Annotated in this window: 30 protein-coding genes; 8 read left to right on the top strand and 22 right to left on the bottom strand. The window is 56.9% G+C overall.

Features of this window, described 5'->3' with window-relative positions; translation table 11 throughout:
• Nucleotides 1–61 precede the first annotated feature (61 nt).
• Genes G454_RS0116090 through spoVAC form a run of 4 tightly spaced genes read right to left on the bottom strand, consistent with a single transcriptional unit; the run spans nucleotide 62 to nucleotide 3408 of the window.
• A complete protein-coding gene (locus tag G454_RS0116090; RefSeq protein ID WP_027719377.1) occupies nucleotides 62–1567 on the bottom strand; it encodes a spore germination protein in 1506 nt (501 codons plus the stop codon).
• A 13-nt stretch (nucleotides 1568–1580) separates the two neighbouring features.
• The gene (gene spoVAE / locus G454_RS0116085) at nucleotides 1581–1937 is read right to left on the bottom strand and encodes a stage V sporulation protein AE (RefSeq protein ID WP_027719376.1); all 357 of its coding nucleotides are present in this window, start codon (nucleotides 1935–1937) and stop codon (nucleotides 1581–1583) included.
• Nucleotides 1938–1941: 4 nt separating this feature from the next.
• Nucleotides 1942–2955 carry a stage V sporulation protein AD gene (gene spoVAD / locus G454_RS0116080; protein WP_027719375.1) on the bottom strand — a complete coding sequence of 338 codons (1014 nt, stop codon included), beginning with the start codon at nucleotides 2953–2955 and terminating at the stop codon, nucleotides 1942–1944.
• Between the two features lie 6 nt (nucleotides 2956–2961).
• Nucleotides 2962–3408, bottom strand: coding sequence for a stage V sporulation protein AC (gene spoVAC, locus G454_RS0116075; RefSeq protein WP_035108181.1), 447 nt, complete (start codon nucleotides 3406–3408; stop codon nucleotides 2962–2964).
• 177 nt (nucleotides 3409–3585) lie between these two features.
• On the opposite strand from spoVAC, the gene G454_RS22810 reads away from it, so the two are divergent.
• Together G454_RS22810 and G454_RS20660 are read left to right on the top strand one after the other, a co-directional pair.
• Entirely contained in the window at nucleotides 3586–3798 is a 213-nt protein-coding gene (locus tag G454_RS22810; RefSeq protein WP_342669776.1) for a HepT-like ribonuclease domain-containing protein, read from the top strand.
• Between the two features lie 65 nt (nucleotides 3799–3863).
• Nucleotides 3864–4121, top strand: a complete 258-nt coding sequence (locus tag G454_RS20660; protein WP_051276629.1) for a nucleotidyltransferase domain-containing protein — start codon at nucleotides 3864–3866, stop codon at nucleotides 4119–4121.
• A 311-nt stretch (nucleotides 4122–4432) separates the two neighbouring features.
• Here the strand turns inward: G454_RS20660 and G454_RS0116060 are convergent, their stop codons facing one another.
• Complete coding sequence (locus G454_RS0116060) at nucleotides 4433–4804, bottom strand: hypothetical protein (RefSeq protein ID WP_027719373.1); 372 nt, start codon at nucleotides 4802–4804, stop codon at nucleotides 4433–4435.
• Nucleotides 4805–5411: 607 nt separating this feature from the next.
• Between G454_RS0116060 and G454_RS21175 the strand changes: the two genes are divergently transcribed.
• Together G454_RS21175 and G454_RS0116050 are read left to right on the top strand one after the other, a co-directional pair.
• Nucleotides 5412–6404, top strand: a complete 993-nt coding sequence (locus G454_RS21175) for an aminopeptidase (RefSeq protein WP_027719372.1) — start codon at nucleotides 5412–5414, stop codon at nucleotides 6402–6404.
• Nucleotides 6405–6473: 69 nt separating this feature from the next.
• The gene (locus G454_RS0116050; protein WP_051276640.1) at nucleotides 6474–7346 is read left to right on the top strand and encodes a MurR/RpiR family transcriptional regulator; all 873 of its coding nucleotides are present in this window, start codon (nucleotides 6474–6476) and stop codon (nucleotides 7344–7346) included.
• Between the two features lie 151 nt (nucleotides 7347–7497).
• On the opposite strand, the gene G454_RS0116045 is transcribed toward G454_RS0116050, so the two are convergent.
• The 9 genes from G454_RS0116045 to spoIIAA all read right to left on the bottom strand — a co-directional run bounded on the left by G454_RS0116045 (nucleotide 7498) and on the right by spoIIAA (nucleotide 15430).
• Entirely contained in the window at nucleotides 7498–8319 is an 822-nt protein-coding gene (locus tag G454_RS0116045) for a beta-keto acid cleavage family enzyme (protein ID WP_027719370.1), read from the bottom strand.
• Nucleotides 8320–8323: 4 nt separating this feature from the next.
• Entirely contained in the window at nucleotides 8324–9664 is a 1341-nt protein-coding gene (locus G454_RS0116040) for an aspartate aminotransferase family protein (RefSeq protein ID WP_027719369.1), read from the bottom strand.
• A gap of 45 nt (nucleotides 9665–9709) precedes the next feature.
• A complete protein-coding gene (locus tag G454_RS0116035; protein ID WP_211230142.1) occupies nucleotides 9710–11548 on the bottom strand; it encodes a TRAP transporter permease in 1839 nt (612 codons plus the stop codon).
• Complete coding sequence (locus G454_RS22980; RefSeq protein ID WP_084413563.1) at nucleotides 11437–12147, bottom strand: DUF1850 domain-containing protein; 711 nt, start codon at nucleotides 12145–12147, stop codon at nucleotides 11437–11439. Before G454_RS22980 ends, G454_RS0116035 begins: the two co-directional genes overlap by 112 nt.
• A gap of 60 nt (nucleotides 12148–12207) precedes the next feature.
• Entirely contained in the window at nucleotides 12208–13212 is a 1005-nt protein-coding gene (locus tag G454_RS0116030) for a TAXI family TRAP transporter solute-binding subunit (RefSeq protein ID WP_027719367.1), read from the bottom strand.
• A 340-nt stretch (nucleotides 13213–13552) separates the two neighbouring features.
• Nucleotides 13553–13747 (bottom strand): dodecin family protein, encoded by a 195-nt coding sequence (locus tag G454_RS0116025; protein ID WP_027719366.1) that lies wholly within the window; start codon nucleotides 13745–13747, stop codon nucleotides 13553–13555.
• Nucleotides 13748–13825: 78 nt separating this feature from the next.
• Entirely contained in the window at nucleotides 13826–14605 is a 780-nt protein-coding gene (gene sigF / locus G454_RS0116020) for an RNA polymerase sporulation sigma factor SigF (protein WP_027719365.1), read from the bottom strand.
• A 14-nt stretch (nucleotides 14606–14619) separates the two neighbouring features.
• Nucleotides 14620–15048: an anti-sigma F factor gene (gene spoIIAB / locus G454_RS0116015; RefSeq protein ID WP_425387455.1), complete on the bottom strand. Its 429-nt coding sequence runs from the start codon at nucleotides 15046–15048 to the stop codon at nucleotides 14620–14622.
• A 37-nt stretch (nucleotides 15049–15085) separates the two neighbouring features.
• Nucleotides 15086–15430, bottom strand: coding sequence for an anti-sigma F factor antagonist (gene spoIIAA, locus G454_RS0116010; protein ID WP_035108180.1), 345 nt, complete (start codon nucleotides 15428–15430; stop codon nucleotides 15086–15088).
• Between the two features lie 187 nt (nucleotides 15431–15617).
• On the opposite strand from spoIIAA, the gene G454_RS19910 reads away from it, so the two are divergent.
• Nucleotides 15618–16466, top strand: coding sequence for a spermine/spermidine synthase domain-containing protein (locus G454_RS19910; protein WP_035108179.1), 849 nt, complete (start codon nucleotides 15618–15620; stop codon nucleotides 16464–16466).
• Nucleotides 16467–16502: 36 nt separating this feature from the next.
• Here the strand turns inward: G454_RS19910 and G454_RS19905 are convergent, their stop codons facing one another.
• From G454_RS19905 to G454_RS0115990, 3 genes are read right to left on the bottom strand one after another with little or no spacing between them, the layout of a single operon-like run.
• A complete protein-coding gene (locus tag G454_RS19905) occupies nucleotides 16503–17666 on the bottom strand; it encodes a D-alanyl-D-alanine carboxypeptidase family protein (RefSeq protein ID WP_084413561.1) in 1164 nt (387 codons plus the stop codon).
• Nucleotides 17667–17681: 15 nt separating this feature from the next.
• Complete coding sequence (locus tag G454_RS19900) at nucleotides 17682–18521, bottom strand: serine hydrolase (protein WP_084413568.1); 840 nt, start codon at nucleotides 18519–18521, stop codon at nucleotides 17682–17684.
• 43 nt (nucleotides 18522–18564) lie between these two features.
• Nucleotides 18565–19239 (bottom strand): N-acetylmuramoyl-L-alanine amidase family protein, encoded by a 675-nt coding sequence (locus G454_RS0115990; protein WP_051276621.1) that lies wholly within the window; start codon nucleotides 19237–19239, stop codon nucleotides 18565–18567.
• Between the two features lie 258 nt (nucleotides 19240–19497).
• Between G454_RS0115990 and G454_RS0115985 the strand changes: the two genes are divergently transcribed.
• The 3 genes from G454_RS0115985 to G454_RS0115975 are packed head-to-tail and all read left to right on the top strand — an operon-like array spanning nucleotide 19498 to nucleotide 20603.
• Nucleotides 19498–19710, top strand: coding sequence for a spore coat associated protein CotJA (locus tag G454_RS0115985; RefSeq protein ID WP_027719361.1), 213 nt, complete (start codon nucleotides 19498–19500; stop codon nucleotides 19708–19710).
• A gap of 29 nt (nucleotides 19711–19739) precedes the next feature.
• Nucleotides 19740–19997, top strand: a complete 258-nt coding sequence (locus G454_RS0115980; RefSeq protein WP_027719360.1) for a spore coat protein CotJB — start codon at nucleotides 19740–19742, stop codon at nucleotides 19995–19997.
• 33 nt (nucleotides 19998–20030) lie between these two features.
• Nucleotides 20031–20603 (top strand): manganese catalase family protein, encoded by a 573-nt coding sequence (locus G454_RS0115975; RefSeq protein WP_027719359.1) that lies wholly within the window; start codon nucleotides 20031–20033, stop codon nucleotides 20601–20603.
• 70 nt (nucleotides 20604–20673) lie between these two features.
• Here the strand turns inward: G454_RS0115975 and G454_RS0115970 are convergent, their stop codons facing one another.
• The 5 genes from G454_RS0115970 to G454_RS19890 form a co-directional block, all read right to left on the bottom strand.
• The gene (locus tag G454_RS0115970) at nucleotides 20674–21525 is read right to left on the bottom strand and encodes a CoB--CoM heterodisulfide reductase iron-sulfur subunit B family protein (protein WP_027719358.1); all 852 of its coding nucleotides are present in this window, start codon (nucleotides 21523–21525) and stop codon (nucleotides 20674–20676) included.
• Nucleotides 21526–21560: 35 nt separating this feature from the next.
• A complete protein-coding gene (locus tag G454_RS0115965; RefSeq protein ID WP_027719357.1) occupies nucleotides 21561–22136 on the bottom strand; it encodes a 4Fe-4S dicluster domain-containing protein in 576 nt (191 codons plus the stop codon).
• Nucleotides 22137–22169: 33 nt separating this feature from the next.
• The gene (locus G454_RS0115960) at nucleotides 22170–23306 is read right to left on the bottom strand and encodes a 4Fe-4S dicluster domain-containing protein (protein ID WP_156896865.1); all 1137 of its coding nucleotides are present in this window, start codon (nucleotides 23304–23306) and stop codon (nucleotides 22170–22172) included.
• Between the two features lie 12 nt (nucleotides 23307–23318).
• Complete coding sequence (locus tag G454_RS19895; RefSeq protein WP_156896868.1) at nucleotides 23319–23786, bottom strand: hydrogenase iron-sulfur subunit; 468 nt, start codon at nucleotides 23784–23786, stop codon at nucleotides 23319–23321.
• 57 nt (nucleotides 23787–23843) lie between these two features.
• The coding region (locus tag G454_RS19890; RefSeq protein ID WP_035108170.1) for a 4Fe-4S binding protein at nucleotides 23844–24571 on the bottom strand (728 nt) is incomplete at its 5' end.

The following is a 24571-nucleotide window of genomic DNA, read 5'->3' as shown; positions in this document are numbered from 1 at the left end:
CTTCCGGCACAAATTCTAGTATGACCCGGAAGAAGGCAAAATAAAACGGCCCCGGAAGGCTTTACCTCTTGCGGGCCGGTTCCGGCACGGCCTGACGGTACTTGTCTCTTGGCTTCAAGGCGCTCGGCCTGATGTTGTCAATGGGTACGGGTGATCTTACCAGCACTTTTTTCATGGCCGTCCAGTTAAAGGGAATGAGGGGCCAGAGGTAGGGCACGCCAAAGGATCTCGTGGCGGCGAGGAAGACCACCACTCCCAGGGTTCCCAGGATGAAGCCGGGCACGCCGGCAAGAGCCGTCACCACCAGCAGGAAAAAGCGCACCAGCCGGTTGGCCATGGAAAGCTCGTAGCTGGGGGTGAGGAAGGTTCCCAAGGCCGCCACCGTGGCATAAAGGATGACCTCCGGCGCAAATAGCCCCACGTTTACGGCAATCTCACCGATAAGCAAGGCGGCCACAATGCTGATGGCCGTGGTAAGGCCCGTAGGGGTATGGATGGTGGCCAGCCTGACCATATCTACGGCAAACTCCGCAATAATAAACTGCCCGATAAGAGGTATGGCGCTGGGCTTCTTGGGCCCGATAAAGCCCAGCGCCGGCGGCAGTATTTCCGGGTGCATGGCGGCCAGAAGCCAGAGCGGGAGGAGGAAAAGGGAGGCCGCTACCCCCACAAAGCGCACCGCCCTGAGCCAGACCCCTACCGCCGGGCTCTGGCGGTACTCTTCGGCGTGCTGGAGGTGGTGGAAATAGGTGGCCGGCAAAATGATCACGCTGGGAGAGGTGTCTACCAGGATGAGCACATGCCCCTCCAAAAGGTGCATGGCGGCCACATCGGGGCGCTCCGTGTAGCGCACGCGGGGAAAGGGATTCCAAAAGCTACCGGGCGTGATGAGCTCCTCCACGGCCTTTTCCGCCATGGGCAGGCCGTCTATGTTGATGTTCCGGATCTTTTCTTTCACGCTGTCCACAAGATCCGGGTTGGCCACGTCCTGCAAAAAGCAGACGACGATATCCGTTTTGGAGCGGGAGCCGGCCTGCATTAATTCCATCCGCAGGCGGGGGTCCCGCAGGCGCCGGCGTATAAGGGCGGTGTTGTAGACCAGTGTCTCTGTAAAGCCGTCCCTGGAGCCCCTCACCACCCTCTCCAGGTCGGGTTCTTCCGGCTGCCTGACCGGGTAAATGCGCGCGTCAATAATGAGGGCGCTTTCCTCCCCGTCGATTAAAAGAGCCTGGGGGCCGGAAAGCACCTTCTCCACCACCTCCTCCAGTGTATTTACCTGGCTTATTTCCGTATAGGGGAGATGGCGGTAAAAAAGCTTGCGCAGGGCATTTAGGGTTACCTCTTCTTTCTTCAGATCGGCCAGGTGGTCCAGTATGAGGGTAAAAACGGTGTCGTTGGTGAGGCCATCGACAAAGAGCAGGGCCGCCCTGACACCGCCGATTTCAAATTCCTTGAGCAGGATGTCAAAGCTTTCCCCGATGCCCAGCATCTTTTTTAGCCTTGCGGTGTTTTCTTCCAGGTCCCTCTGCACGCGCGTTTTCCCCGCCGTCTCGGCCTGCTGCGCCACTTTCCTTGTCCCCCTATCCCTTAGGCTTGAAGGCCAGAGCAGCCAGGTAGCCGAAAACTACCGCTGCAGATAAGCCCGCCGCTGCCGCCGCCAGCCCGCCGGAGAAGGCACCCAAAATGCCCTTTTGCTGCACGCCATTAATGGCCCCCTGGGCCAGCAGGTGGCCAAACCCCGTCAGGGGCACCGTTGCCCCTGCCCCCGCCCAGTTCACCAGCGGCTGGTAAAGGCCGAGGCCGCTTAAAACGGCCCCGGCGGTAACAAACCCCACCAGCACGTGGGCCGGGGTTATGCGGTAGCTGGTCAGGTCCATGAGAAGCTGGGCAATTACGCAGAACATCCCGCCCACCACAAAGGCTTTTAGAAAAATCATCCCCTCACCTTCCCTCCACCACTACGGCATGGGCAATGGCGGGTATGGTTTCCCCTTGCTGGAAGCTGCACTGGCTGAAAAGGGCCCCCGTGGCCACTCCCAGGAAACGCTTTATACACCCGGCCTTCAGCTGCTTGATAAGATATCCGCAGGTAACCACCCCCGAGCAGGCGCAGCCGCTGCCGCCGGCATGGGGGTCTTGTTCCGGGGAGTAGATCATTACCCCGCAGTCGTACAGCCTCCCGCCGACCTCATAGCCTTTCTGGCGCAGCAGTGTTTCCGCCAGTTCGCGACCGTACGTCCCCAGGTCGCCGGTGACGATGAGGTCGTAATAGTCGGGGCTTCTCTGGGTATCCGCCAGGTGCCGGGCAATGGTGTCCGCAGCCGCCGGGGCCATGACCGCTCCCATGTTCTGCGGGTCGCCCTGCCCGAAATCGATGGCCCTGCCGATGGTGGCGTGGGTAACCACCGGGCCGTTTCCCTCACGGGCCAAGATGGCTGCCGCAGCGCCGGTCACCGTCCAGGAGGCGTAAAGGGGCCGCTGCACCCCCTGCTCGGTGGGGTAGCGGAACTGCCTCTCGGCGGTGGCAAAGTGGCTGGACACCCCCACCAGCACCTTATCGGCAAAACCACCGTCAATGAGCATGGCCCCCAGGGCCAGGCCCTCGTACATGGTGGCGCAGGCGCCGTAAAGGCCCAGGTAGGGGATGCCCAGGTTTCTGGCGGTAAAGCTGGCGCTGATAATCTGATTTAAAAGGTCGCCGCCCAGCATAAAGTCCACATTCTGCGGCTGCAGCCCGGCACGCTCGATGGCCATCTGCATGGCCTCTTCCAGCATGCGCTGCTCGGCTTTTTCCCAGCTTTTTTCGCCGTAGTAATTATCCTCCAACACCTTATCGAAGGTCTGGCCGAGAGGCCCCTGGCCCTCCTTGCCCCCCACGATGGTGGCCGTGGAAATGATTACCGGCGGGCTCTGAAACCACACGGTCTGCAGTCCGTTCTTTTTGGGTGCGGGCAACAAACTTCACCCCCCGAGGCGGAAGAGGTAATAAAGAATACCGATGGCCCAGGCCGTAACAATGCCGAAGACCAGCACCGGACCGGCAACGGTAAAAAGCCTTGCCCCCACGCCCAGCACCAGGCCCTCGGCGCGGTATTCCATGGCCGGGGCTACCATGGAGTTGGCAAAGCCGGTGATGGGCACGATGGCCCCGGCACCGGCGAATTTGGCAATTTCATCGTAAACCCCCAGCCCCGTAAGAAAGGCCGAGAGAAATACCAGCACGGCAGAGGCAGCCGCCCCTGCCTCGGTTAAGGGCAGCCCGAAGCCCGCAAAAAAGTTCATCAACCCCTGCCCTAAAAGAGAGATGAGGCCCCCGACCACAAAGGCCCAGAAGACGTTGCGCCCGACCGTCGGACGGGGGATAACCTGCTGCACCAATTTCTGGTACTCCCTCTTGCGTATCTCCATGGGCTGGGAATCCTTTACCTCTACCACTTCCCGCACCTCCCGCCAGTTATGGTTTCCCCGCCTTCACGCCGTTATGCAAAAACAAAAAGCCGGGGGTTAACGCATGGCATCCCCCGGATAACTCCCCGCCTATTATAATCCCGCACATCCCAAAACGAAGGGCGCGGCAGTTGATCGGTGCGACAGATTGGTATATACTGGATTCAAAAGAGGGTGGAAGAGTTGAATTTGTTGGCGGAGCGCCTGATTCGCATGGCCAGGTTCCGCAATCTACTGATCCATCAATACGGGGACATCGATGACCGCAAAGTTTATGAAATTATCTGTAGCAGCCTTAACGATCTAGACCTGTACTTGACCGAACTAGCAACCCTCCTGAAGGCTTTATAGAAGAGAGGATAAAGAAAATGGGCAGGAGGTTCAATTTGACGGAATGAAAAAGGAAAGAAATTACCTTGCAACTGCAGCATCTTTTGGCCAAGCGCAGGGAAATTATCTTTGCTTACCTTTTTGGCTCTTTTATCGCCGAGCCTTTCTTCCGGGACATAGACATTGGTATTTATCTGCAAGAGGATGTTGTTCCCCGGGAAAAAGCCCTTGATTACGAGCTTTCTCTAGGGGCTGAGCTGGAGCAAGAAATACGCTACCCGGTGGATGTGAAGGTGCTAAAACTACGCCCCCGTGCCCCTCAACCACTCGGTAAGCAGCGGTGAGGTGCTTTTTAGCCGGGATGAAGAGGCCCGCTATAGCTGGGTGGAAAAAACTTGGGACATTTACCTAGACATGCAGCACTTTTTACAAAGTAACCTGCTGGATCTCTTGACGACCGGAAGGGCGGACCAATAGTCTGAAAATTTCGTTTGCACCAGGCCATAGAGGATGATGTCCCAGACGGGCCTTGTTCCCATCTTTCTCTAACATATTTACTCCGCGGGATCTCCTCCCACACCCTCCTCAGCTTTACCGGCCCATGAGAAGAGTTGGCGCCGGCCTGCACCGTTCTAATTCGGCCGCACGCCCATTTTCAAAGGACCTCTCCTGCCGCGCATAGCGCCATTGAACCAGATAAACCGGCAGCGGTATAAGTACGCCAGGCAGCGCTGGCGATTAAATCGCGCACAAAGCGTGTTCGCTCATAAGCCAGTTGCTGCGCACGCTTCCTTTCCACTTCCAGTTTGAATTCCTCCCACGTTATGTTTACCTTCCGTTGCTGCAGTTCCTTAAAGCGCAGCGCTGAGTCGCTTACAGCAGGAAAAGGGGGCGGAACCGCAAAAGACTGTGCCGCTAGAGCAGCAACGAACCTTATACCGCCAACGATCATTATTATGATGAGAGTGGCAAAACAAACTGGCATAAAGATAAAACTGCCGCAAACTGAAGCTGCGCTTTTCCACAAAATACTCCCCTTTTATCTCCAACCACCGATAAAAGCCCTGTTACATCCCGTTTTTCGCACAACAAAGCGGCGTCACTTCTCGTGAACAGCAGTTAAACAGGGCATACGCCCCCCCTTGACCCGTTATCCCTTTCTGTATAGCTCCCCCAGCCCAAGCGCCACGAGAAGCAGGCACGCAAGAAAGGCAATTGTCGTAAGCGTATCACCGGGAGAAGGCATCTCGGCAGTGGTTCTAAAGGAAAGCAACCAGAAGAACAACTTTACACACCCCAGGCAGTTTGCGTCAGGTGCGCCCGCACCTTTCTTAAAAATGCCACCTAGCAACAAATATCATCCAGAAAAAGAATAGTCAAGGAAAAAGACTGTCGCATTTTGTAATATCTCGTCACACCCGGCGACCATAGCACCTACACGAAAAAGCGCCAAATTGCAAGATTGCCGGAGATTTACAATCCCAAATTAACCTGAAAGCAAGCAAAGCGTTGCGGAATTCGAAATAAAGACGTTTGAAAAAAATCATGCCTTGGTATACAATGCCCAAGGGTGATGTAATTATTACAACATGCATGATACCTTGATACAATTATTTCATCAAGGGGGGAAATAAATGTCTTTAATCATTGATGCCAGCGTTCAGGCCCGCAGGATTATTGAAAAACTGCTGGCCGTAAAACCGGGCGAGGAGGTAATCATCGTCTGCGACACCGCCACCGATATGCGCATGGCCTACGCACTGGCGGCTGCCGTCCAGGCTGCCGGAGCGGAATTCACCATTTGTATAACCCCCAGCAGGAACCCGGGTGATCGGTCCACAAACGTGAATAAAGTTATCGAAGCCGCCTACCATGGAGCAGACGTGAGCATAGGCCTGACACGCTCTTCCGGAGCGGCAATTTACAACAGGGCCCTCTGGGAGCGCTTGAAAGCCAAACGGATCCGCCACTGCTCGATGGTCATGAGAGATATGGACAATTGGATAAAAGGTGGAGCACTGGCCGACTACGAGGCCCTATTTGCCGAGGGCGAAAGGCTGGCGGAAATCTGGCGGCAGGGCAAAACAATAGAGATCACCACACCTGCAGGCACGGAATTCAGGGCCAGCATAGCCGGAGAAGTTGTCTTCGTAGAGTGTGGGAAAGCCCACCTCCCGGGAATGCAGATGGCTTTTTCCGACGGGGAGGTTTCACAGATGCCTAATGAAGGCACCGCCCATGGCCGGCTTGTAATCGATGGGCCCATTTGCTACATCGGCAGCCACGCCGAACCGGTAACCCTGGAAGTAGCCAACGGGAGGGTAGTGAAATGTTACGGTGAAGGACCGGCTGCCCGAAGATTAAGGCAAATCCTTGAAGAAGTAGAGAATGCCGACAACATTGCCGAAATCGGGATCGGCCTAAATCCCATGTCTTTACGAAACGGCGACTTCGAAGAGGAGAAGAAGGCCAGGGGAAACGTGCACGTGGCCCTGGGTTCAAATCTCACTTACGGGGGAACCGTCTATTCACCTGTGCACATTGATATGGTTATGTACGAGGCAACCGTCAAAATAGACGGCAGGTTAATTGTCGACAGGGGGGAAATAGTTTTCGAGCGTGAGTAAGGTAAAAGGTTGTAGGTACCGCAGCTTGTATGATAAACTTTTTTGAGAAATCATGCTTCCGGCGTGGAGATGCTAACTGGAGGTGCCGCCACCACCATAATGGAGATTATTGCAAAACTTAAAGAAAACTTGCCCCGCTTCACCAAAAGCCAAAGGTTAATAGCAGAGTACCTCCTGGCTCACCCAGACAGGGTGGCCTTCTTAACTGCTTCCCGCCTGGCCCGTGAACTTAGGGTCAGCGAGTCAACGGTGGTCCGCTTTGCCATTGCCCTTGGGTACGACGGTTACGCCGATATGCAGAAAGACGTGCAGGAAATTATCCGGAACAGGCTCACTACGGCCGAACGTATGAATTTATCCCTCGGCAACGGCAACATTCTCGATAAGGTAATAAACAACGATATTCAGAACCTAAAAATTACGCTGGAAGAAATCTCAAGAGAGGACTTTGAAAAAGCGGTAAGCGCCATTTACCTGGCCCGGCGTATTTATGTAGTAGGTTTGCGTAGTGCCGCAGCCCTGGCTCATTTTTTTGCCTTTTACCTCCAGATGGTGTTGAAAAAACCAGTCATCAGGTGTAACCCAGATACAATATTTGAAAATCTAATTTCCATTGACGAGCAGGACTTGGTGATCGGGATCAGCTTTCATAGATATACGAAACAAACCGTGGAATTTTTAAAGCTGGCCAAGGAAAAGGGAGCAAAAACTATGGCCATCACGGACAGCCTCTTATCCCCTCTCATTACCCATGCCGATGCTTTCCTCCTGGCTCGCACCGATATAAACTCTTTTATCGACTCTTTTGTAGCACCGCTCAGTATCATAAACGCTCTCATCGTGGCCATTAGCGAGAGGCAAAGGGACGAGACGCTGCACACACTCGCAGAGCTGGAAAGCATCTGGAGTAAGGTTAACGTTTACGAGCCCCCCGCGAAATAAGTGCCTCTTCAACCACCACCGCGGGCCCGCCGTAAAGCTGCTCCGGGCAGGCGGGTCGCCCCCAGCAAACTGAAGGCGGGGAACCCACCGCCTGGCGGGGGCCGGGTTCGGTATGCCGGAGCAGCCCTACTGCGGGGGCTCTTTCGTTTTTTCAAGAGTTGCCCTTGAGCCCCAGAATGCGGCGCGCCTCATCCGGGGTGGCAATATCCCGCCCCACCGCGCGTGCTATGCGCACGATCCTTTCCACAAGCTGCACATTTTTGGCCAGCACCCCTTTTTGGTAATAAATGTTATCCTCTATGCCCACGCGCACGTGACCCCCCATGGCAAGGGCAATGGTCGAGAGGTAAACGTGCTGCGGGCCGATAACGGTTACCGTCCAGGTAGAACCGGGCGGCAGGCTTTCCACCAGGTGGAACAGGTTCTTCGGCGTAGCCGGGAGGGCCCCGCGGATGCCCAGGACAAAGTTAAAATGGAGGGGCTCGCGAAGCAGGCCGGCTTCCTTTAAAAGCACGGCGTTATTGATCATGGCCGTGTCGAAGACCTCTATCTCGGGCTTGATGTTTCTTTCCAGCATGATCCTGGCGAGGTGTTCCACCAGGTCCGGCGGGTTAACATAAGCCATGTTAGGGAAGTTGGTCGAGCCGGTGCAGAGGCTGGCCATCTCCGGGTTGAGCTGGAGGTTTGCAGATCGTTCCTCCAGAGTTCTGCCGTGGCGGCCGCCGGTGGAAAGCTGGCGGATGACGGGGCAGCCAAGTTCGTCAAGGCGGCGCAAGATCTCCGCGAAAAATTCAACTTTATGCGTGGGTTTTTGATTTTCATCCCGGGCATGGATGTGAGCCACGGCGGCCCCCGCCCTGTAGCAATCCATAATGTCCCTGGCTATCTCTTCCGGAGTAACCGGCACGTGTGGCGTCATCTCCCTCGTCGGCACGTTGCCGGTTGGAGCAATGGTAATGATGAGCTTTTCCATTACCCTACAACCCCTTTACCAAATCCTTTTCCAGCTCCGCAAAAGCTTTAACCATCAACCCTACCAGTTCGTCCACCTGTTCTTTGGTGATAATTAAGGGCGGCGCCAGCAAAAAGTGATCCCCCGCCTCCCCGTCGGCAGCACCTGTACCCGGGTAGACAATTACGCCGTGCTCCATGAGCTTGAGTGTAACCCTTTCGGCCATGTTTAGCTTCGGGTCAAAAGGCCGCTTGGTAGCCTTATCGGCCACCAGCTCTACACCCAGCATTAAGCCGCGGCCGCGTATGTCGCCGACTATGGAAAACTTGCTCAGATTTTCCTTCAGCTGCTCAAGCAAGTATTCCCCCATTACGCGGGAGTTCTCCACCAGCTTTTCTTCCAGCAGAACCTCAATAACGGCCACGGCCACTGCCGCCGCCAGGGGATTGCCCCCGTATGTATGGCCGTGCACGAAAACCCCCGATCCGTGCTTGAAAACTTCGTAAATCTCGTCCTTGACAATCAACCCGCCCAGAGGAATGTAGCCGGCACTCATGCCCTTGGCCACGCAGATGATGTCCGGGACCACGCCGAATTGCTCCACGGCAAACATGGTGCCCGTGCGGCCAAACCCCGTCATCACCTCATCGGCAATAAACAGTATGTCGTACCGGTCGCAGATTTCCCGGATGACCTTGAAGTAATCCGGCGGCGGAACAAGGGCACCCGCAGCCGCCCCCACTACGGGCTCGGCAATAAAAGCGGCAATGGTCTCCGGCCCTTCCAGCTTAATTACCCGCTCCAGGTCGTACGCACATTCCAGGCCACAATTTTCCGGCTCCCTCTTGAAAAAGCACCTGTAACAATAGGCAGGAGCTACTTTGGGAAAGTTTAAGAGCAGCGGGCCATACTTTTTCCGCCTTACATCGCCGGTCATGGAGAGGGCGCCGATCGTGTTGCCGTGAAAGCTTATCCAGCGGGAGATTACCTTGTACTTGGAGCTCCTGCCATCCCTTTCCAGGTAGTATTGCCTGGCCATTTTCAGGGCCGATTCCGTAGCTTCCGAGCCGCCGGAAACCAGGTACAACTTATTAAGGCTGCCCGGCGCCAGAGAGGCCACCATATCGGCCAATCTCTGTAGCGGGCGGGAAGTCCACCTGGATAAGTGGGCGAAGGCTATCCTTTTTGCCTGCTCGCTCATAGCCTGGACTACTTTTTTATGGGCGTGCCCCAAATTGGCCACCGCCGACCCGGAGCAAGCATCGATGTATCTCTTGCCGTGGATATCATACAGGTAGATCCCCTCTCCCCTATCCACTATCGGATACTCTTTCCTGATGTTCCTGTAAAAAACGTTATCGTTCATCTTGGGCGTCCTCCTAACAGCCTGGTTATGCGCCAGCCGGGAACCTCAAGCCTTCCCGGCTAAAGCATCCTTTGCTGCCCTCACCTTCTGCCAGAGAAAGACCAGGGAAACGACGACTATACCAATCGCGTCGGTCAGGGTACCCGGGTCAACCAGCATGACACCACCTGCAAACAGCACTGCCCTCTCCCAGTAGCTGCAGCGGCGCACGAGGTAACCGGCTATTGCCGCCCCTACCCCGATCATGCCTATGATAGATGTAACCAGCGCTTTTATAATCTCCAGGGGCGTTACATCAATTAAAACCAGGGAAGGCGAAAGGGCAAAAATGTAGGGGACAAGATAGGCGGCAAAGGCAAGTTTTGAGGCCTCAAAACCCGTCCTGAACGGTTCCGAACCAGCTATTCCCGAAGCCGCAAATGCGGCCAGGGCCACCGGCGGCGTCACATCGGCAATGATGCCAAAGTAAAAGACAAACAAATGGGCGGCCAGAACTTTCACCCCCGCAGCCACGAGGGCCGGAGCAGCGATAGTGGCCTGGATAATGTAGTTTGCCGTTGTCGGTACGCCCATGCCCAGGATAAGGGAGGCTATCATTGTGAAGAGCATGGTGAGGTAAATGTTGCCGCCGGAAAGCTCCACAATCCCGTGGGCCATCTTCAGCCCGAGGCCTGTCAGGGTAATGATCCCCACCAGAATCCCCGCCGTGGCGCAGGCCGCTGCCACCCCCAGGGCGCTCCGCGCCCCCTCCTCCAGCCCCTGCAAAATTCCCCTGAGCGACATGCGCGTGTCCCTGCTGATGAAGCTCACCGCTACGGTAAGAATAATCCCGTAAAGGGCAGCCAGCATGGCCGTCCTGCCGGTAACCAGGAAAAAGACAATGCCGGCAATGGGGGTAAGCAAGTACCACTTTTCTTTAAGCAACTTGCCCGCACTGGGCAGCTCTTCCCTGGGCAGCCCTTTAAGCCCTGCTTTTTTGGCTTCCAGGTGCACCATGGTGAAAACGCCGGTGAAATAAAGAATGGCCGGTATGGCCGCCGCGGCGGCAATTTTGGCATAAGATACCCCCGTGAACTCGGTCATGATAAACGCGGCAGCGCCCATAATAGGCGGCATGAGCTGCCCTCCCGTGGAAGCCGCAGCTTCCACGGCACCGGCAAACTCCTTGCGGTAGCCAATATGCTTCATCAGGGGGATGGTTACCGAGCCCGTACCCACCACGTTGGCCACCGAACTTCCGGAAACCGTACCCTGGCAGGCGCTGGCTATGACCGCCGCCTTGGCCGGGCCCCCTGTTGCTCCCCCGGCAATACCAATGGCCAGCTTCGTTAACCAGTCCCCGATACCCGTCTTCCTCAGGTAAGCGGCAAACACGAGGAAGAGAAAGATAAAGGTAGAAGATACGGAAATGGGCACACCCAAAATCCCCTCCGTGGAGAGGAAGCTGTGCGTGACTATCCGGCTAAAGGAGTACCCCCGGTGGGCCAGAAAGCCGGGCATATACGGGCCAAAGTAGCCGTATAGCAAAAACAGCGCCGCCAGCGAAACGAGTACCGGGCCTGCCACCCTGCGGGTGGCCTCCAGTACCAGAAGTACCCCCAGGGCGGAAACCGCTATGTCCAGCGGAGTATAGGCTCCCGCCCTATCGATAAGCGCGCGGTAAAAGACCACATGGTAGGATGTTACAGCCGCCGATAAGGCGGCAAGAAGGAAATCGTACAAGGGTATATGATCCCGCCTGGCGCCCCTTTTGAACGGATAGAGCAGGTAAATTAGCACAAGGGCAAAGCCGAGGTGCGGTGCCCGTTGTAGCGTTGGCGGGAAAACCCCAAAGGCTGCCGTATACAACTGAAAAAGAGACCAGATGATGCATATAATGGACACTGCTCCCGCCAGTGGCCCCGATAGCCGCCTGTATGCCGACTCGCGGTCGTATTTCTGCAGTATTCCTTCCGCACCGGCTTTAACTTCCGGTAAAGCCATAACTGCGCCTCCTTCCAAACATGCTCAGCTAAAGGGCTGCAAGCGGCTTTTATTTTCACGTACTCACCCGGCCCTGCCACTTCCTGGAGGGATACCTCCTTATTCCCGATGATAAGGCGGTGGTTGGCCACTACCTGCCCGACAAAAAGGCTTATTTCCTCCAGCGTTAATTCGTACCCCGTTACTCGAAAGCGGTTTTTTTCAATTATCCACCGGGTCGTCCCTTCAGGCCCTGCCGGCAAATTGGGCCCATTGGTGTCAAAGTCCATTTCCACCACGGCCAATCTGCCGTCCGGCCTAATCTCATAGATCTCCACCACCTGCTGCCGTGAAACAGAGTGGGTAAATACCAGGTGAAACTTCTCTCCGGGCTGTACGGTCTGCCGGTACAGCAACGCGCCGCTCCTGCCGTGCACGATTTCCAGGGCCGTAATTTTAAAAGCGCTTCCCTGGACGACCAGAAACCCGGCCAGTATGGCGATTGCCAGCCAAGCCCTCATTTCTACCCCATCAGTTAACCGGCAAGGCCAGGTTTTCCCCGGCCTTGCCCGCGCTTATCTTTATGGAAGCTTAATGCCCTTTTCCGCGTAATATTTGGCCGCGCCCGGGTGTACCGGCGTGGTTATGCCTGCCAGGGCCTTCTGCAGGTCGATCTGCCGTCCCCGGTCGTGCCCCTGGGCAATTTCGTCCTTCTTCTCATACAGGACCTTGGTCAACTGGTAGACGAGGTCCTCAGGGAGGTCTGCCCTGACGTAGAGGGCCGAGTTAATGGCCACCGTCTTAACCGGCTTGTCCTGTCCCTTGTAGGTGCCGGCAGGTATTTCGTACGGCACGAGAAGGGGGTTTTCGGCCAAAAGCTTCTCGTACTCGGGGCCTTCCAGGCTCAGGAAGCGGATGCCCTTGGTGGTGGTGATATCCTGAATGGCCGCCGCCGGAACCGCCAGCACGTTCCATACGGAATCCAGGTGGCCGTCTTTAAACTGGTCCACGGCATCGGCATAGGTGGCGTACACGGGCTGCAGGTCTTTCCGCTCCGTATAATTCAACCCGTAGGCCGCCAGGATTATCCTCGTAGTGACCTCGGTGCCGCTACCGGTAGGGCCGACGGCCACCTTCTTGCCCTTTAAGTCCTGGATTGTCTTTATGTTGCTATCTGCTGCTACTATGGCCTGTACGACGTCCGGGTAGACCACGCCCACAGCCTTAAAGTTTTTCAGGGGGGCGCTAAATTGACCCTTTCCCTTAAAAGCATCGTCGGCTACATTGGTCATTGCCAGGGCCAGGTCGGCGTCTCCCTTGTCCAAAAGGCGCAGGTTCTCTACCGACGCCCCGCTGGACTGGACGGTAACGTTAATGCCAGGTATGTTGCTATTCCAAACCTTAGCAATAGCGCCGCCCAGCGGGTAGTATGTTCCTGCCGTTCCGCCCGTAGCAAAGAGCAACTCATTTTTCTTGGCCGCAGCACCGTCCTTACCCGTTCCCTTAGTCCCGCAACCGGCGGCGGCAAAGGCCATCACCAGGGCTAAAAAAGCAGCAACCAGCGCAACCGCCTTTTTTTTAGCCATTTCCATCCTTGATTCCCCCCAACATTTGCTTTAGTAATTTAAACAATTTTTTAAATTTCTGAAATGCAGAACCGGAACCCCCAATGCACCCCCCTTTTACTGTGTCATGCTATATTGAAATATATCCTTCTTCTACAACTGCATGGGACAATTATTTCTTCATAAAGAACTTACTTAATAGTTTCAACGCTTCCTTGAATTTTCCTGCTTGCAACTGCACCCGCGGAAAAATTTTTTGCTCAAGGCATAAAAAAGAACCCCTTGCCCGGCAGCCAAGACTTCTGGGCGGGGGTTCTTTTTGCTCCCTCCTCCCGGAGGGCTTTCCTTGGCAATTTTGCAGCTACCCCTTGTAGGCAATTTTTACGTTGGCCTTGTATTCGGTCACCCTGCCGTTTTCCACGTTGGCCGTGAGGTTTAGCACCTCTACGCCGACAATGTCGCCGAAGGTCCTGGAGGCTTCATCTACGGCAGCCTGCACGGCGGCCCTCCAGCCGTTGGGCGATTCACCCACCAGCTCGGCTACCTTAATGTGCATCCTTTCTCCCCCTTTGCCTTGAATTTTTCGACCAGCCCTATTTTCTGTAAGCGGAGCTTCCTTTATGCAAGGGGCCAACTACGGCACGTCCTTCTGCATGAGTTCTCTTAACCTTTTCAAGGCCTGGCGCTCGAGGCGGGAAACCTGCACCTGCGAGAGGCCCAGGCGGCGGGCTATCTCCGCCTGGGTCTGGTCTTCAAAAAAGCGCCAGGTAATGATCTTCCTCTCCCGCTCGGGCAGGCCCCTGAGCATTTCTTGCACGGCAATGTGATCTAGCCAGGGCAGGTCGCCCTTCTCGTCGCTCTGTAACTGATCCAGGAGGTAAATGGGATCCCCTTCGTCCTGGTGCAAAGTCTCGTAAATGGACGTGGGTGCCTGGGCCGCCTCTAGGGCGGTAACCACTTCCTCCCGGGAAAGCCCCACCTCCAGGGCCACCTCTCCTACCGTGGGCTCGCGGCCCAGCCTGGCGGCCAGCTGCTGGCGGGCCTGATGGATGCGGTAGGCGGCTTCCTTTACCGAGCGGCTTACCTTAACGGGGTTGTCGTCACGCAAGAAGCGCCTTATTTCCCCCACAATCATGGGCACGGCATACGTAGAGAATTTTACGTCGTAGCTCAGGTCGAACTTATCAATGGCCTTCATCAGCCCAATGCAGCCTATCTGGAACAAGTCCTCCAGCTCGTAACCGCGATTTTGAAACCGGCGCACCAGGTTAAACACCAGCTTTAAGTTGCAGTTGACCAGCTTTTCCCTGGCAGCCTTATCCCCCGCCTGGGCACGCCGCAGCAGTTCACGCATTTCCTCGTCGCTGAGCAGGGGAAAGCGCGGCAGGTTCATCTCCATCAGCCTTGTGCTCATGACCGCCTTTCACCTCAATGCTTTTCTGAAGCGGCTGCAGCGGCACCCCGCGGTACGTTTTTGACCATGGTCACGCGTGTTCCCTTACCGGGAGCGGAATCCACGTGCAGGTAATCCATAAAGGCCTGCATGAAAACAAAACCTAGGCCCATCCTCTCGGGGTCGGTAGAATAGGTGGGTTCAAGAGCTTTTTTTACATCCTCTATGCCCTTGCCGTGATCTTCCACCTGGATTTCCAGCGCCTCATCGGTGAGCTTGAGGCAAACCCTGATTAACCCCCCGCGGGAGTTACCGTAACCGTGGACGATGGCATTGGCCACGGCCTCGGACACGGCCACCTTAATTTCCTCAATGTCGTGAATGGTAAAATCGAGCTGGGAGGCAAAAGAGGCCACCGCCACGCGGGCAAAGGCGACGTTTTCGGGCAGGCTGGGGAACTCCATTTTCAGCTGGTTAATTACCTTCACCTCGCAGCACCCCTCATCCGGCCTTGGCCACTGCTTCTTCCTCGCTGCCGTACTCGGCCATAATGCGCAGCAACCCCGAAAGCTCGCAGACCTTTCGTACCTGAGGCTGGAGGCCCACCAGCGAAATGCCGATCCCCTGCTGGGCCAGGCGCTTGTAGCGCCCGAGAATGACCCCCAGACAGGAGCTGTCCATGTAGGTTACCCGGCCCAGATTAAGGACGAGGTGGCGCAAGGGGTAGCGGCCGATGGCCTTTTCCAGCTCCTTGCGTAACAAATCGGCCACCCGCAGGTCCAGCTCTCCTTCCAGGCGGGCAATGAGCGTGCCTTCCTTAAACTCCACTTCTATTGTCTTTTTCATATTCACATTCATAAGCCTGACTCACCTCAAATTGCCGGTAGTGTTATGCCGCTCTTGCCCAAGGCAAATCCACACCCTCCTGCTAAATGTTACCATATTTCCTGCTAAAAAGCAAATTGCCGCTAAAGCAACATTTTGGAGGAAATTAAGAGAAGAAAGGTGTATAATGTTTTTTGGAGGGAAAGCCATGAAAGAGGTTTTGAGAGAAGAAGAGTGGTACCAGACGTCAGACGCCACTACGGGGGGCTTGCGCCTCTACCGCGTCCATTCCGTGGTGGTGCGCAAGAAGACACCTTACCAGCAGGTGGAGATACTCGATGTGGAAAAACTGGGACGCTCCCTCTTTCTCGACGGTGTACTGCAATCGGCCGAAGCCGATGAGTACATCTACCACGAGCTGCTGGTGCACCCTGCTATGGTCGCCCACCCTGCCCCCGAAAGGGTACTCGTCTGCGGAATGGGGGAAGGCCAGGCAGTACGGGAGATCCTGCGTTACCCCACCGTAAAAGAGGTAGTCGGGGTTGATATAGACCGGGAAGTGGTAGAGCTATGCCGGCAACATCTTAAAGGTAGCCTGACGGGCAGCCCGCGCTGCCGGCTGGTCTTTACCAATGCTGCGGAATACGTGGCCACCTGCCCCGCGGGCTCCTTTGATGTGGCCGTGGTAGACGTAACCGACGATCCTTTCGGCCTCGCCTCCACCGTCCTTAGCGAAAATTTCTTTAAGGAGCTTTACAGGGTCTTAAAGGAAAAGGGTAGTGTGGCCGTGCAGGGAACGTCCGCAAATTACGCTTTTGGCGGTAAGGGCTTCTCCTGGCTCTACCGCATGGTGTCCGGTATTTTCCCCACCGTCCTGCCCTATGTGGAATTCATCCCCTCCTATGAGGACCTGTGGGGCTTCCTGCTCTGCCTTAAAGGTCTGGAAGGAAGGCCCCTGCAGCCGTTCCCCCCGGACCTGCGCTACTTAGACGAGGAAACCTACCGTCGTGCCTTCCTCCTGCCGCGCCCGTTAAGAAAAGCGCTGGAGAAGGAATAAAAGGAGGTGCCCCGTTTACCGGAGCACCTCTTTTTTTTACCTGCCCGGGCCGTACACCCGGTTTAAAACGCGGTTTACCTGCTGCAGGAAGCTGGCCCTTTTAACTTCCCGACCGGCCAGAAGGGGCACGCGGTGCACCTCCTGGCCCCCTTTTTGCACCACGCAGTAGCCCACCGCCTGATGCTGCGCCAGGGGAGCCTTCAACCTGGGCGGCAACTCGTAGGTGGTGGTAAATCCCCGCTCCTCTCCCCTGGGCACCACCACCGCCACCCGCTCGGCCGTTACAACTTCCACCTCCGGGGGAACGCCTTTTTCCACGGGCAAGCTGGCCACCACTGCGCCTGCCGGCAGGAGGTTGACGGCCCTGTAACGGGCAAAGCCGTAATTGTAGAGCTTTATGGACTCGCGGAAGTGACCCCTGGGCTCGGGAACCCCCAGCACCACCGCAATTAGCCGCAGTCCGTCCCTCTCCGCCGATGAGGCCAGGCAATACTTGGCCTCAGTGGTCCACCCCGTTTTGCCCGCGTCCACTCCCTGGTACCACTTTAAAAGCTTGTTGGTATTCCAGAGCTTGAACTTCCCTCCCCTTAAGTCGTACTCGTAGATGGAGGAGAGCTGGCGGAAGAGGGGATATTTCAGAGCTTCCCTCAGGATGACCGCCATATCGTAGGCGGATGTATAATGCCCCTTGGCCGGCAACCCCGTGCAGTTGGCAAAGCGGGTGTGCTTTAAGCCCATTTCCTGCACCCGCCGGTTCATGGCCTCCACGAAAGCCTCTTCACTGCCCATGAGGTGCTCGGCCACGGCCACACTGGCATCGTTGGCCGAACCTACAGCCACGGCAATGAGCATCTCCTTCAAGCTAAACTCCTCGCCGGGCTCCAGGTAAATCTGCGAGCCGCCCATCTCCCAGGCGTTTTCGCTGGCCACCACCCGTTCCTCAAGGCTCGCCTTTCCTTGCTCGACCGCCTCCACGGCCAGCAGCAGGGTCATGATCTTGGTCACGCTGGCCATGGGCAGTTCCTTATCCGGGTTTTTGGCCCACAGCACCTTTCCCCCGTGAGCCTCCATGAGCACCGCCGCCTCCGCATTCAGGTCGATACCGGTCGTGGCAGCTTCTTGGGCCCAAAGCGGGACGGCGGTGCCGTAGAAAAGGAATAAGAAGAGCGCGGCGCAGAGCAAAAATTTTCTCCTTAACACCCTTTCAGCCCTCCCTCAGTTACCCTTCCAGTAAGGATAGACTTCTGCAGGCGGCAACCCCTGCTGGAAGTCGTAGGCCATTTTGCTGATTGCCGCAATGTCCCGGAAGCCCTCCCGTACATCCCTGACCCCACTAGTTAAAACTACCAGGATGTATGGCCGGTGGCAGAAGACCACCCCGCAGTCATTGGCTATGCCCTCCAGGTCTCCCTCTTTGTGGGCCACTGGCACATCGGGAGGCAGCATGCCCGGTAGCCCGAAGTGAAAGGCGGTGTGCGCCAGATCGTCCAGCAACCGCCCCCCCTCCTGCGGGTGTCGGCGGGCAAAGTCCAGGGTGGCCCGTACGTAGACGGCCAGGTCCCTGGCGGTGGTCAAGTTCTTGCCTTCCGGGTAAACGGTCTTACCACCCAGCTCCTTCATGTAAGCAATAAAGTTGTCCCGCCCCACGTGCCTGGCCAGCATGCGGAAGGCCACATTATCGCTAATGGTTATGGCCAGGTTGGTCAAAAGGCGTAGCGAGTACGTATCGCCGTCCCTGGCCTCGTAGCGTAGCACCCCCGAGCCTTCTTCGTAGTCAGTATCTCGGCTGTAAGCCACCCGATCGCTCCAGCGCATTTTCCCCTGCACCACCTGCTCGTTGATGTACAAGGCCATGGGGAGCTTAACCGTGCTGGCGGCCACCATGGGCTTGTCCTCGTTTATGCCGAAGCCTTTTCCCGTAGCCAGGTCTTCAAAGTAAACGGCAAAGGTTGCCCCTTTACCCTGCACAAACTCTTCCACCTGCCTTTTCAGGGGGAAGTAGTCCACCTCCCGCGCGGCAGGGGTTGAAGAGCGTAGCGAGAGGATGCCCAGCATGAGGGGCAAAAGCAAGATGCCTCCAAGGAAAAGGCCGCGCAGCTTACCTCACCTCCTCCCGGTTGCCCTGAAGGTACCTGGCCACGCCTTCCAGGATGGCCCTGGCAGCCCGCTCCTGGTACTCCGGATCGGTCAATCGCCTGGATTCCTCCTCGTGGCTTAAAAACCCCACCTCCACAATAACTGCCGGCATGCGGGCGTTCCGGCACACGTAAAAGTCCCCTCCAAGGGCCTGGCGTCCCACGTCAACCAGGTGGCGGTTCAACTCGGCCTGGATGGCCTCCGCCAGCTTCCTACCTTCCACCGACCCGCACTGGTAAAACACCTGGGCGCCGTACTCATCGGGCTCGCTGAAGTGATTCAGGTGAATGCTTAAAAAAAGATGGGCCCTGCACCTGTTGGCCAGCTCCACCCGCCGGGGCAAATCGCGTATTTCTACCCTCCTGCCCTCCGGGTCCAGGTCCCCGTCGCGGGTCAGGACAACCTGCGCCCCCGCCTCCCTGAAGGCAAGAGCCACCTTCCTGGCAATTTCCATGGCCACATCCTTTTCCACAATCCCGTGACACCCCAGGGCACCGGGATCATCCCCACCGTGCCCGGGATCGATGACCACCACCCGCCCGCTCAAAGGAGAACCGGCTCCGGCGCCTGCAAGGCCGCAGGAGAGGCAAAAAAAAGCCGTGAGGGCCGCCAGCCTTAGCAGCGAAACATTTTTCACTCCGGAGAAACACTTCCCCCCTCCCACGGATTATCCCTTACTTTGGAAGCTGGATTTGGCCCGGAAGCAAGCTGAGCCGAGCGAAAGCTAAACTTAGGCGAAATTGAGGACCATGACCCTATCTAAAGCGTTTACCCTATGCCCCAAATTTATAAGCCCCCGCAAAAGGTAGTTTCTTACAGGCCGTGCCAAACTGTGCCCTTACGGGCTACCATAACATAGTATGTTTGGTAGATGAATGCAAAGGGGGTTCCAGGTATGAGCAGCCCGAAGGAAGCGGCTTCCCAGGAAACAAAGGCCGGTCTTGCCCAGGCGGCGGTCCCGGAGGCACACGTCGCGGCCTATTACCCGCCGGTGGAGCTGGCCCAGGCCTACGTGCCCTGGCAGCGCTACGGCAAAATATACAGCCCCGGTGAGGCGCTGGAAAAAGGCACCTTGTTCCCGGAGCTTTACAGCCCCTACCCGTATTAACCTTCAGCTTTTCTGGGGAGGAAAAAACCATGGATCCGAAGCAGGCTCAAATGCTACGCGAAATCCAGGCCCTGGAGTTCGTGGCCGTTGAGCTTACTCTTTACCTTGATACTCACCCCGGCGAGCAGGAGCCCTTAAACGACTACAACACGGTTGCCGAGCGGCTCAACCAGCTAAAGGCACATTACGAACGCACGTACGGCCCTCTGGCGGCATACGGCTCCTCACCCGTGGAGCACAGGTGGCGCTGGATTGAAGAGCCGTGGCCCTGGGAAGTGCAATACTAACCAGCCACGTAAGGAAAGGGACGGGATGCGGTTATGTGGCTTTACGAAAAGAAGCTGCAGTACCCGGTGAGGGTTTATAACAGGGACCTGCGCATGGCCAAGTTTCTCATGGCCCAGTACGGCGGGCCGGACTCCGAGCTCTCCGCTGCCGTGCGCTATCTCACGCAGCGCTACACCATGCCCACCAATAAGGCAAAAGGCCTCCTCACAGACATCGGCACCGAAGAGCTGGCCCACTGGGAGATCATCGGCACCATGATCTACCGCTTACTGCAGGGAGCCACCCCCGAGCAGCTGCGCCGGGAGGGCCTCGGCTCTTACTTTGCCCTGCACGACCAGGCGGTTTACCCGGCAGATGCCAACGGCGTGCCGTGGACAGCAGCCTACATCCAGGCCACGGGCGACCCGGTGGCCGACCTCCACGAAAACCTGGCCGCCGAGCAGAAGGCCAGGGCTACGTACGAGCGCCTCATACGCCTTACCGACGACCCCGGCGTAAAGGACACCCTGCGTTTTTTGAGGGAAAGGGAAGTGGTGCATTTCCAGCGCTTCGGCGAGGCACTAAACGACGTACAGGAGGAAATGGCCAGGAAGAAGATTTTTTAAATGGATACGGGAGAGGCAAGTGCCCCTCCCGCTCCTTTTTGCGCCGCCGAGAATAAGGCGCCGGCAACCATCAAACGGCAAGGGAAAGCTTTTGTAATAGGTTGAGAGGATCGACCAGGTGCTTTTTCAGCCAGGCACGGGCCTCGCCCAGCCCGAGAGCCAAGCCTATCAGCTCCGTAAAGTAAAATACGGGGAGGCTTTCCGTAGCCGGCCGTCGCATCTCCAGGTTGTTCTGGCAAAGGGGGCAGGCGGTGACCAGGGCCTCGGCCCCGGCCTCCCGGGCGGCAGCCAGGAGGCGGTCCACCTGGCGCTTCACCACCGCCGGCCGGGTGAGGGAAAGCCCCGCACCGCAGCAGGTGGTTTTATAGGACCAGGAAACCGGCTCTGCCCCCAGCGCTGCCACCACCTCGTCCAAGGAGACGGGATCTTCAGCCCGGTCAAAGGGACGCACCTCCGGCGGGCGCACCAAAAGGCACCCGTAGTAACAGGCCACCTTTAAGCCGGTCAGCGGCCGCTGCACCGCCCGGGCAATCATTTCGGTGCCTATGTGATCCTTTACCACTTCCAGGAAGGAGTAGACTGTTATTTCGCCCGTATAGGTAAACCCGGCCAGCTTCTCCCCCCGCACCCTTTCCTGCGGGTCGTGCCTCATCTGGTAGTCCGCTTTGGACAGCCGGGTATAACAGGCCGCACAGGGCACCACCAGGTCCCGGCCGTGCTCCTGAGCCAGGGCAATATTGTGAGCCGCCAATCCCAAGGCCAGGTCTTTATTCACCGCGTGGGCCGAGGAGGAACCGCAGCAGGTCCAGCCGGGCAACTCCACCAATTCCACCCCCAGCGCCGCAGCTACTGCCCGGGTGGAAAGGTTGTATTCCACCCCGGTGGCTTCCAGGGAGCAACCGGGATAATAGCTGTATTGCATATGACGCCACCTCTTCCAGGAAATTTATGGGTTGCCTAATTGTTGGCCTGCCCGGCGACCCGCTCAAAGACCCACCGCACCGCCGGGTTCTTTTTCAGCCGCGGCACAAGGGGTAGCTTGCCCCGCCGGAACAACCGCCAGCCTAAATCCATATCCTCCCAAAGGTTGCCGGTTTTCAGTTTAAACTTGAGCATCAGCACTGCTTCCTGTACCCTGCCGATAGCCCGGATTTCCTTTAAAAACAGCTCATGAAACAGGGCACTGACCTCACCGGCAGGAACAAGACCACGGGCCACGGCCATTTGCTTCAACGTGTCCATAACCTCTGCCATGCGGATGCCATTGGGGCAGCGCAGGCCACAGGTTTCGCAGGACGTGCAGAGCCAGATGGATTTGCTCTGCAACACCGCCTCCCGGGCTCCGTACTGAATTAAGCGCACGATCTCGTTGGGGGCGTAATCACCGTCCTGGGTGAGATAACACCCGGAGGTACACTTCTGGCACTGGAAACAGAGCTCCAGGGGCTGGCCGCTTAACCGGGCCACCTCTTCCAGAAAACCTGTATTCACTTCCACTTTCCCTGCCGGAAGGTTTAAGACGCCCGTAGCCATGAAAATTCACCTCACAAAAGCGGACATGGACGACTACCGGGGTTCCAGTTCATGCTCTTTATAAGTGGTCAAAGGAGGCGGCTCACCCACGTTGGCGCCGGGTACATAGGTAAAGAGATCCTGGAGCGTTTTGCCGATGGTGCGGAAAAGCAAGGTCAAGGGAATCTTGCTAGGACAACCGCTTTCGCACTGCCCGCAGCCCACGCAACTGACGGCCATGTGATGCATGCGTGTCAAGTGGTAAAGCAGGGTATCGGCGGGCAGTTTTATTGCCCCACTAGCCGCAGCCCACTGCAAGTATTTTGCCGGTTCATGTTCAAACAGGTTGCTCTCAAAAATGCATTCACGGCAAACACATATAGGACAGACCTTGCGGCAGTTGTGGCACCCCATGCACGAGGCCAGTTCATCCAGCAAGCAATTGATGTCGGCTACCCGGGAGGCAAAATCAGCGCACAATTGTTCCTCCACTTCCCGGCGCTGCTTCTGTAGTGATTCCACCAGCGATTGCCTGGCCGGCGGCAATTCCCCCGGCCATAAAATGCCGGCCTCAAAGAGATCGTCTAGGTTCACCGCGCTGTCATCATAGGTTAAATAAAGCTCCTCGTTAACATTGCAACCCACCCAGTGCAGAGATAAATGGGCACCGACGGGCGATATGGCGTTGCAAATAGCGCAGGCCGTCCTGACTTTTGTTCCGTTCAGGGCCACTTGACCTGAACTGGCAGCTTGGGCCAACCAGGCCTCAACATCCAGGCCTGTTTCCGTCAAGTGATAATAATCGGTTGGTTCAAAAGTGCCCAGGCAGTCCACACCGATGATCAGGATCCGCTCCAGCGTGGCCTGCCGCAATTTGGCAATTTCCACCAGCGCCCGTATTTCACAGGGCCGTAAAATAGCCCCCACCTTGAACCCTGGATCAGTGGCTGTCAGCCGGCTTACCGCTCGGGCGGCATTGATAATGGCCACCGGGGCAAAAGGAATGGCGCTGGCTAGCCCATCACTGGACACCACCAGGGTGGGCACCACCATGCGGCGGGACGGCACTTCCTGAGGGACAATCAGGGCATCCACGATACGCTGTTCCAGCATGGCCTTGAAGAGGTCTATGATAGCCTGCCGTGGAGAACCGCCATTCACTTTAATTAAAGCTGTTTTCACATTTATCACCCTCGACAAACTTCAAATGTCCCAGCGGTGGCGCAAAGGGTTAGGACCCAGTTTTTTTAACGCGCTAACCATTTCCTGCACCGTTTCGGCAAAACGCTTGCCTTCGGAAGCGCTGATAAACCGGAACCACACCCGCTCCTCGTTTATACCGAATTGTTTTAAAATGGCCCGCAGGGCGGCAATGCGCCGCCGGGCCTTATAATTGCCACTACCATAGTGGCAGTCCCCCGGGTGTCACCCGCCCACCAGCACACCGTCGGCCCCGTTCAGGAGGGGGCGCAGGATATACAAGGGGTCTACGGCGCCGCTGCACATTACCCGCACCAGGCGGATATTGGGCGGGTACTGTATGCGGGAAGTCCCGGCCAGATCGGCACCGGCATATGCACACCAGTTACAAACCAGGCCGATGATCTTGGGTTCAAAAGAAGCTGCCGCTTTCAGGCCGGACTCCTGCACCTCTTCTTGAGCCGGCCCCATCAACGGCTGCTGAGAAAGCATTACGCTCATTGTAAAAACCTCCTAAATTCTGAATTTCTAAACGGCTTCCAGCATGGCCAGCAACTGTCCCTTCTCAAACCCCTTCTGCTGCGAAGCCCCGTTGGGACAGGCGGCTACACAGGCCCCGCAGCCCTGGCAAAGGGCTTCGTTGACTTCCGCCACCCGGCGCAAGCGGTCCACACTCCGGGCCTGGTAGTCGCACACCTTGACGCAAACCCCGCAGGCCACGCAACGCCGGGGGTTAACCGTGGCCGTTATGGCCACATTGGCCAGGCGCTCCTTGGCCAGAAGCGTCACCGCCCGCATGGCCGCAGCGTTGGCCTGGGTTATGCACTCACCCACCAGCTTGGGCGAATGGGCCAAACCACATAAGTACAACCCCTCCGCCGCAAAGTCCACCGGCCTCAGCTTCATGTGCGCTTCCAGGAAAAACCCGTCGCTGCTCAGGGGCACCTTGAACAACTGGCTCAGTCTCCCGTTGTCCTCCCCAGGCTCCACCCCAGTGCTCAAAACCACCAGGTCCGGCTCTATGACCAATTCCACCCCCAAAACATGGTCGCGCACCCTGACCGCCAAGCCTTCACCCGCCGCCTCTACCACCGGCCTCCTTTCTAAGTCGTAGCGAATGAAGATAACTCCCTTCTGCCGCGCCAGGGTGTAATACCGCTCGTTTAACCCATACACCCGGATGTCCCGGTAAAGCACATACACCCTCGCCTGCGGGTTGAGCTCCTTTAGCTTTAAAGCGTTCTTTACGGCCTGGC

It is taken from the genome of Desulfovirgula thermocuniculi DSM 16036, from assembly GCF_000429345.1.
In the GTDB taxonomy this organism is placed as follows: Bacteria; Bacillota; Desulfotomaculia; order Desulfotomaculales; family Desulfovirgulaceae; genus Desulfovirgula; species Desulfovirgula thermocuniculi.
This window is presented reverse-complemented; position numbering and strand designations above follow the sequence as displayed.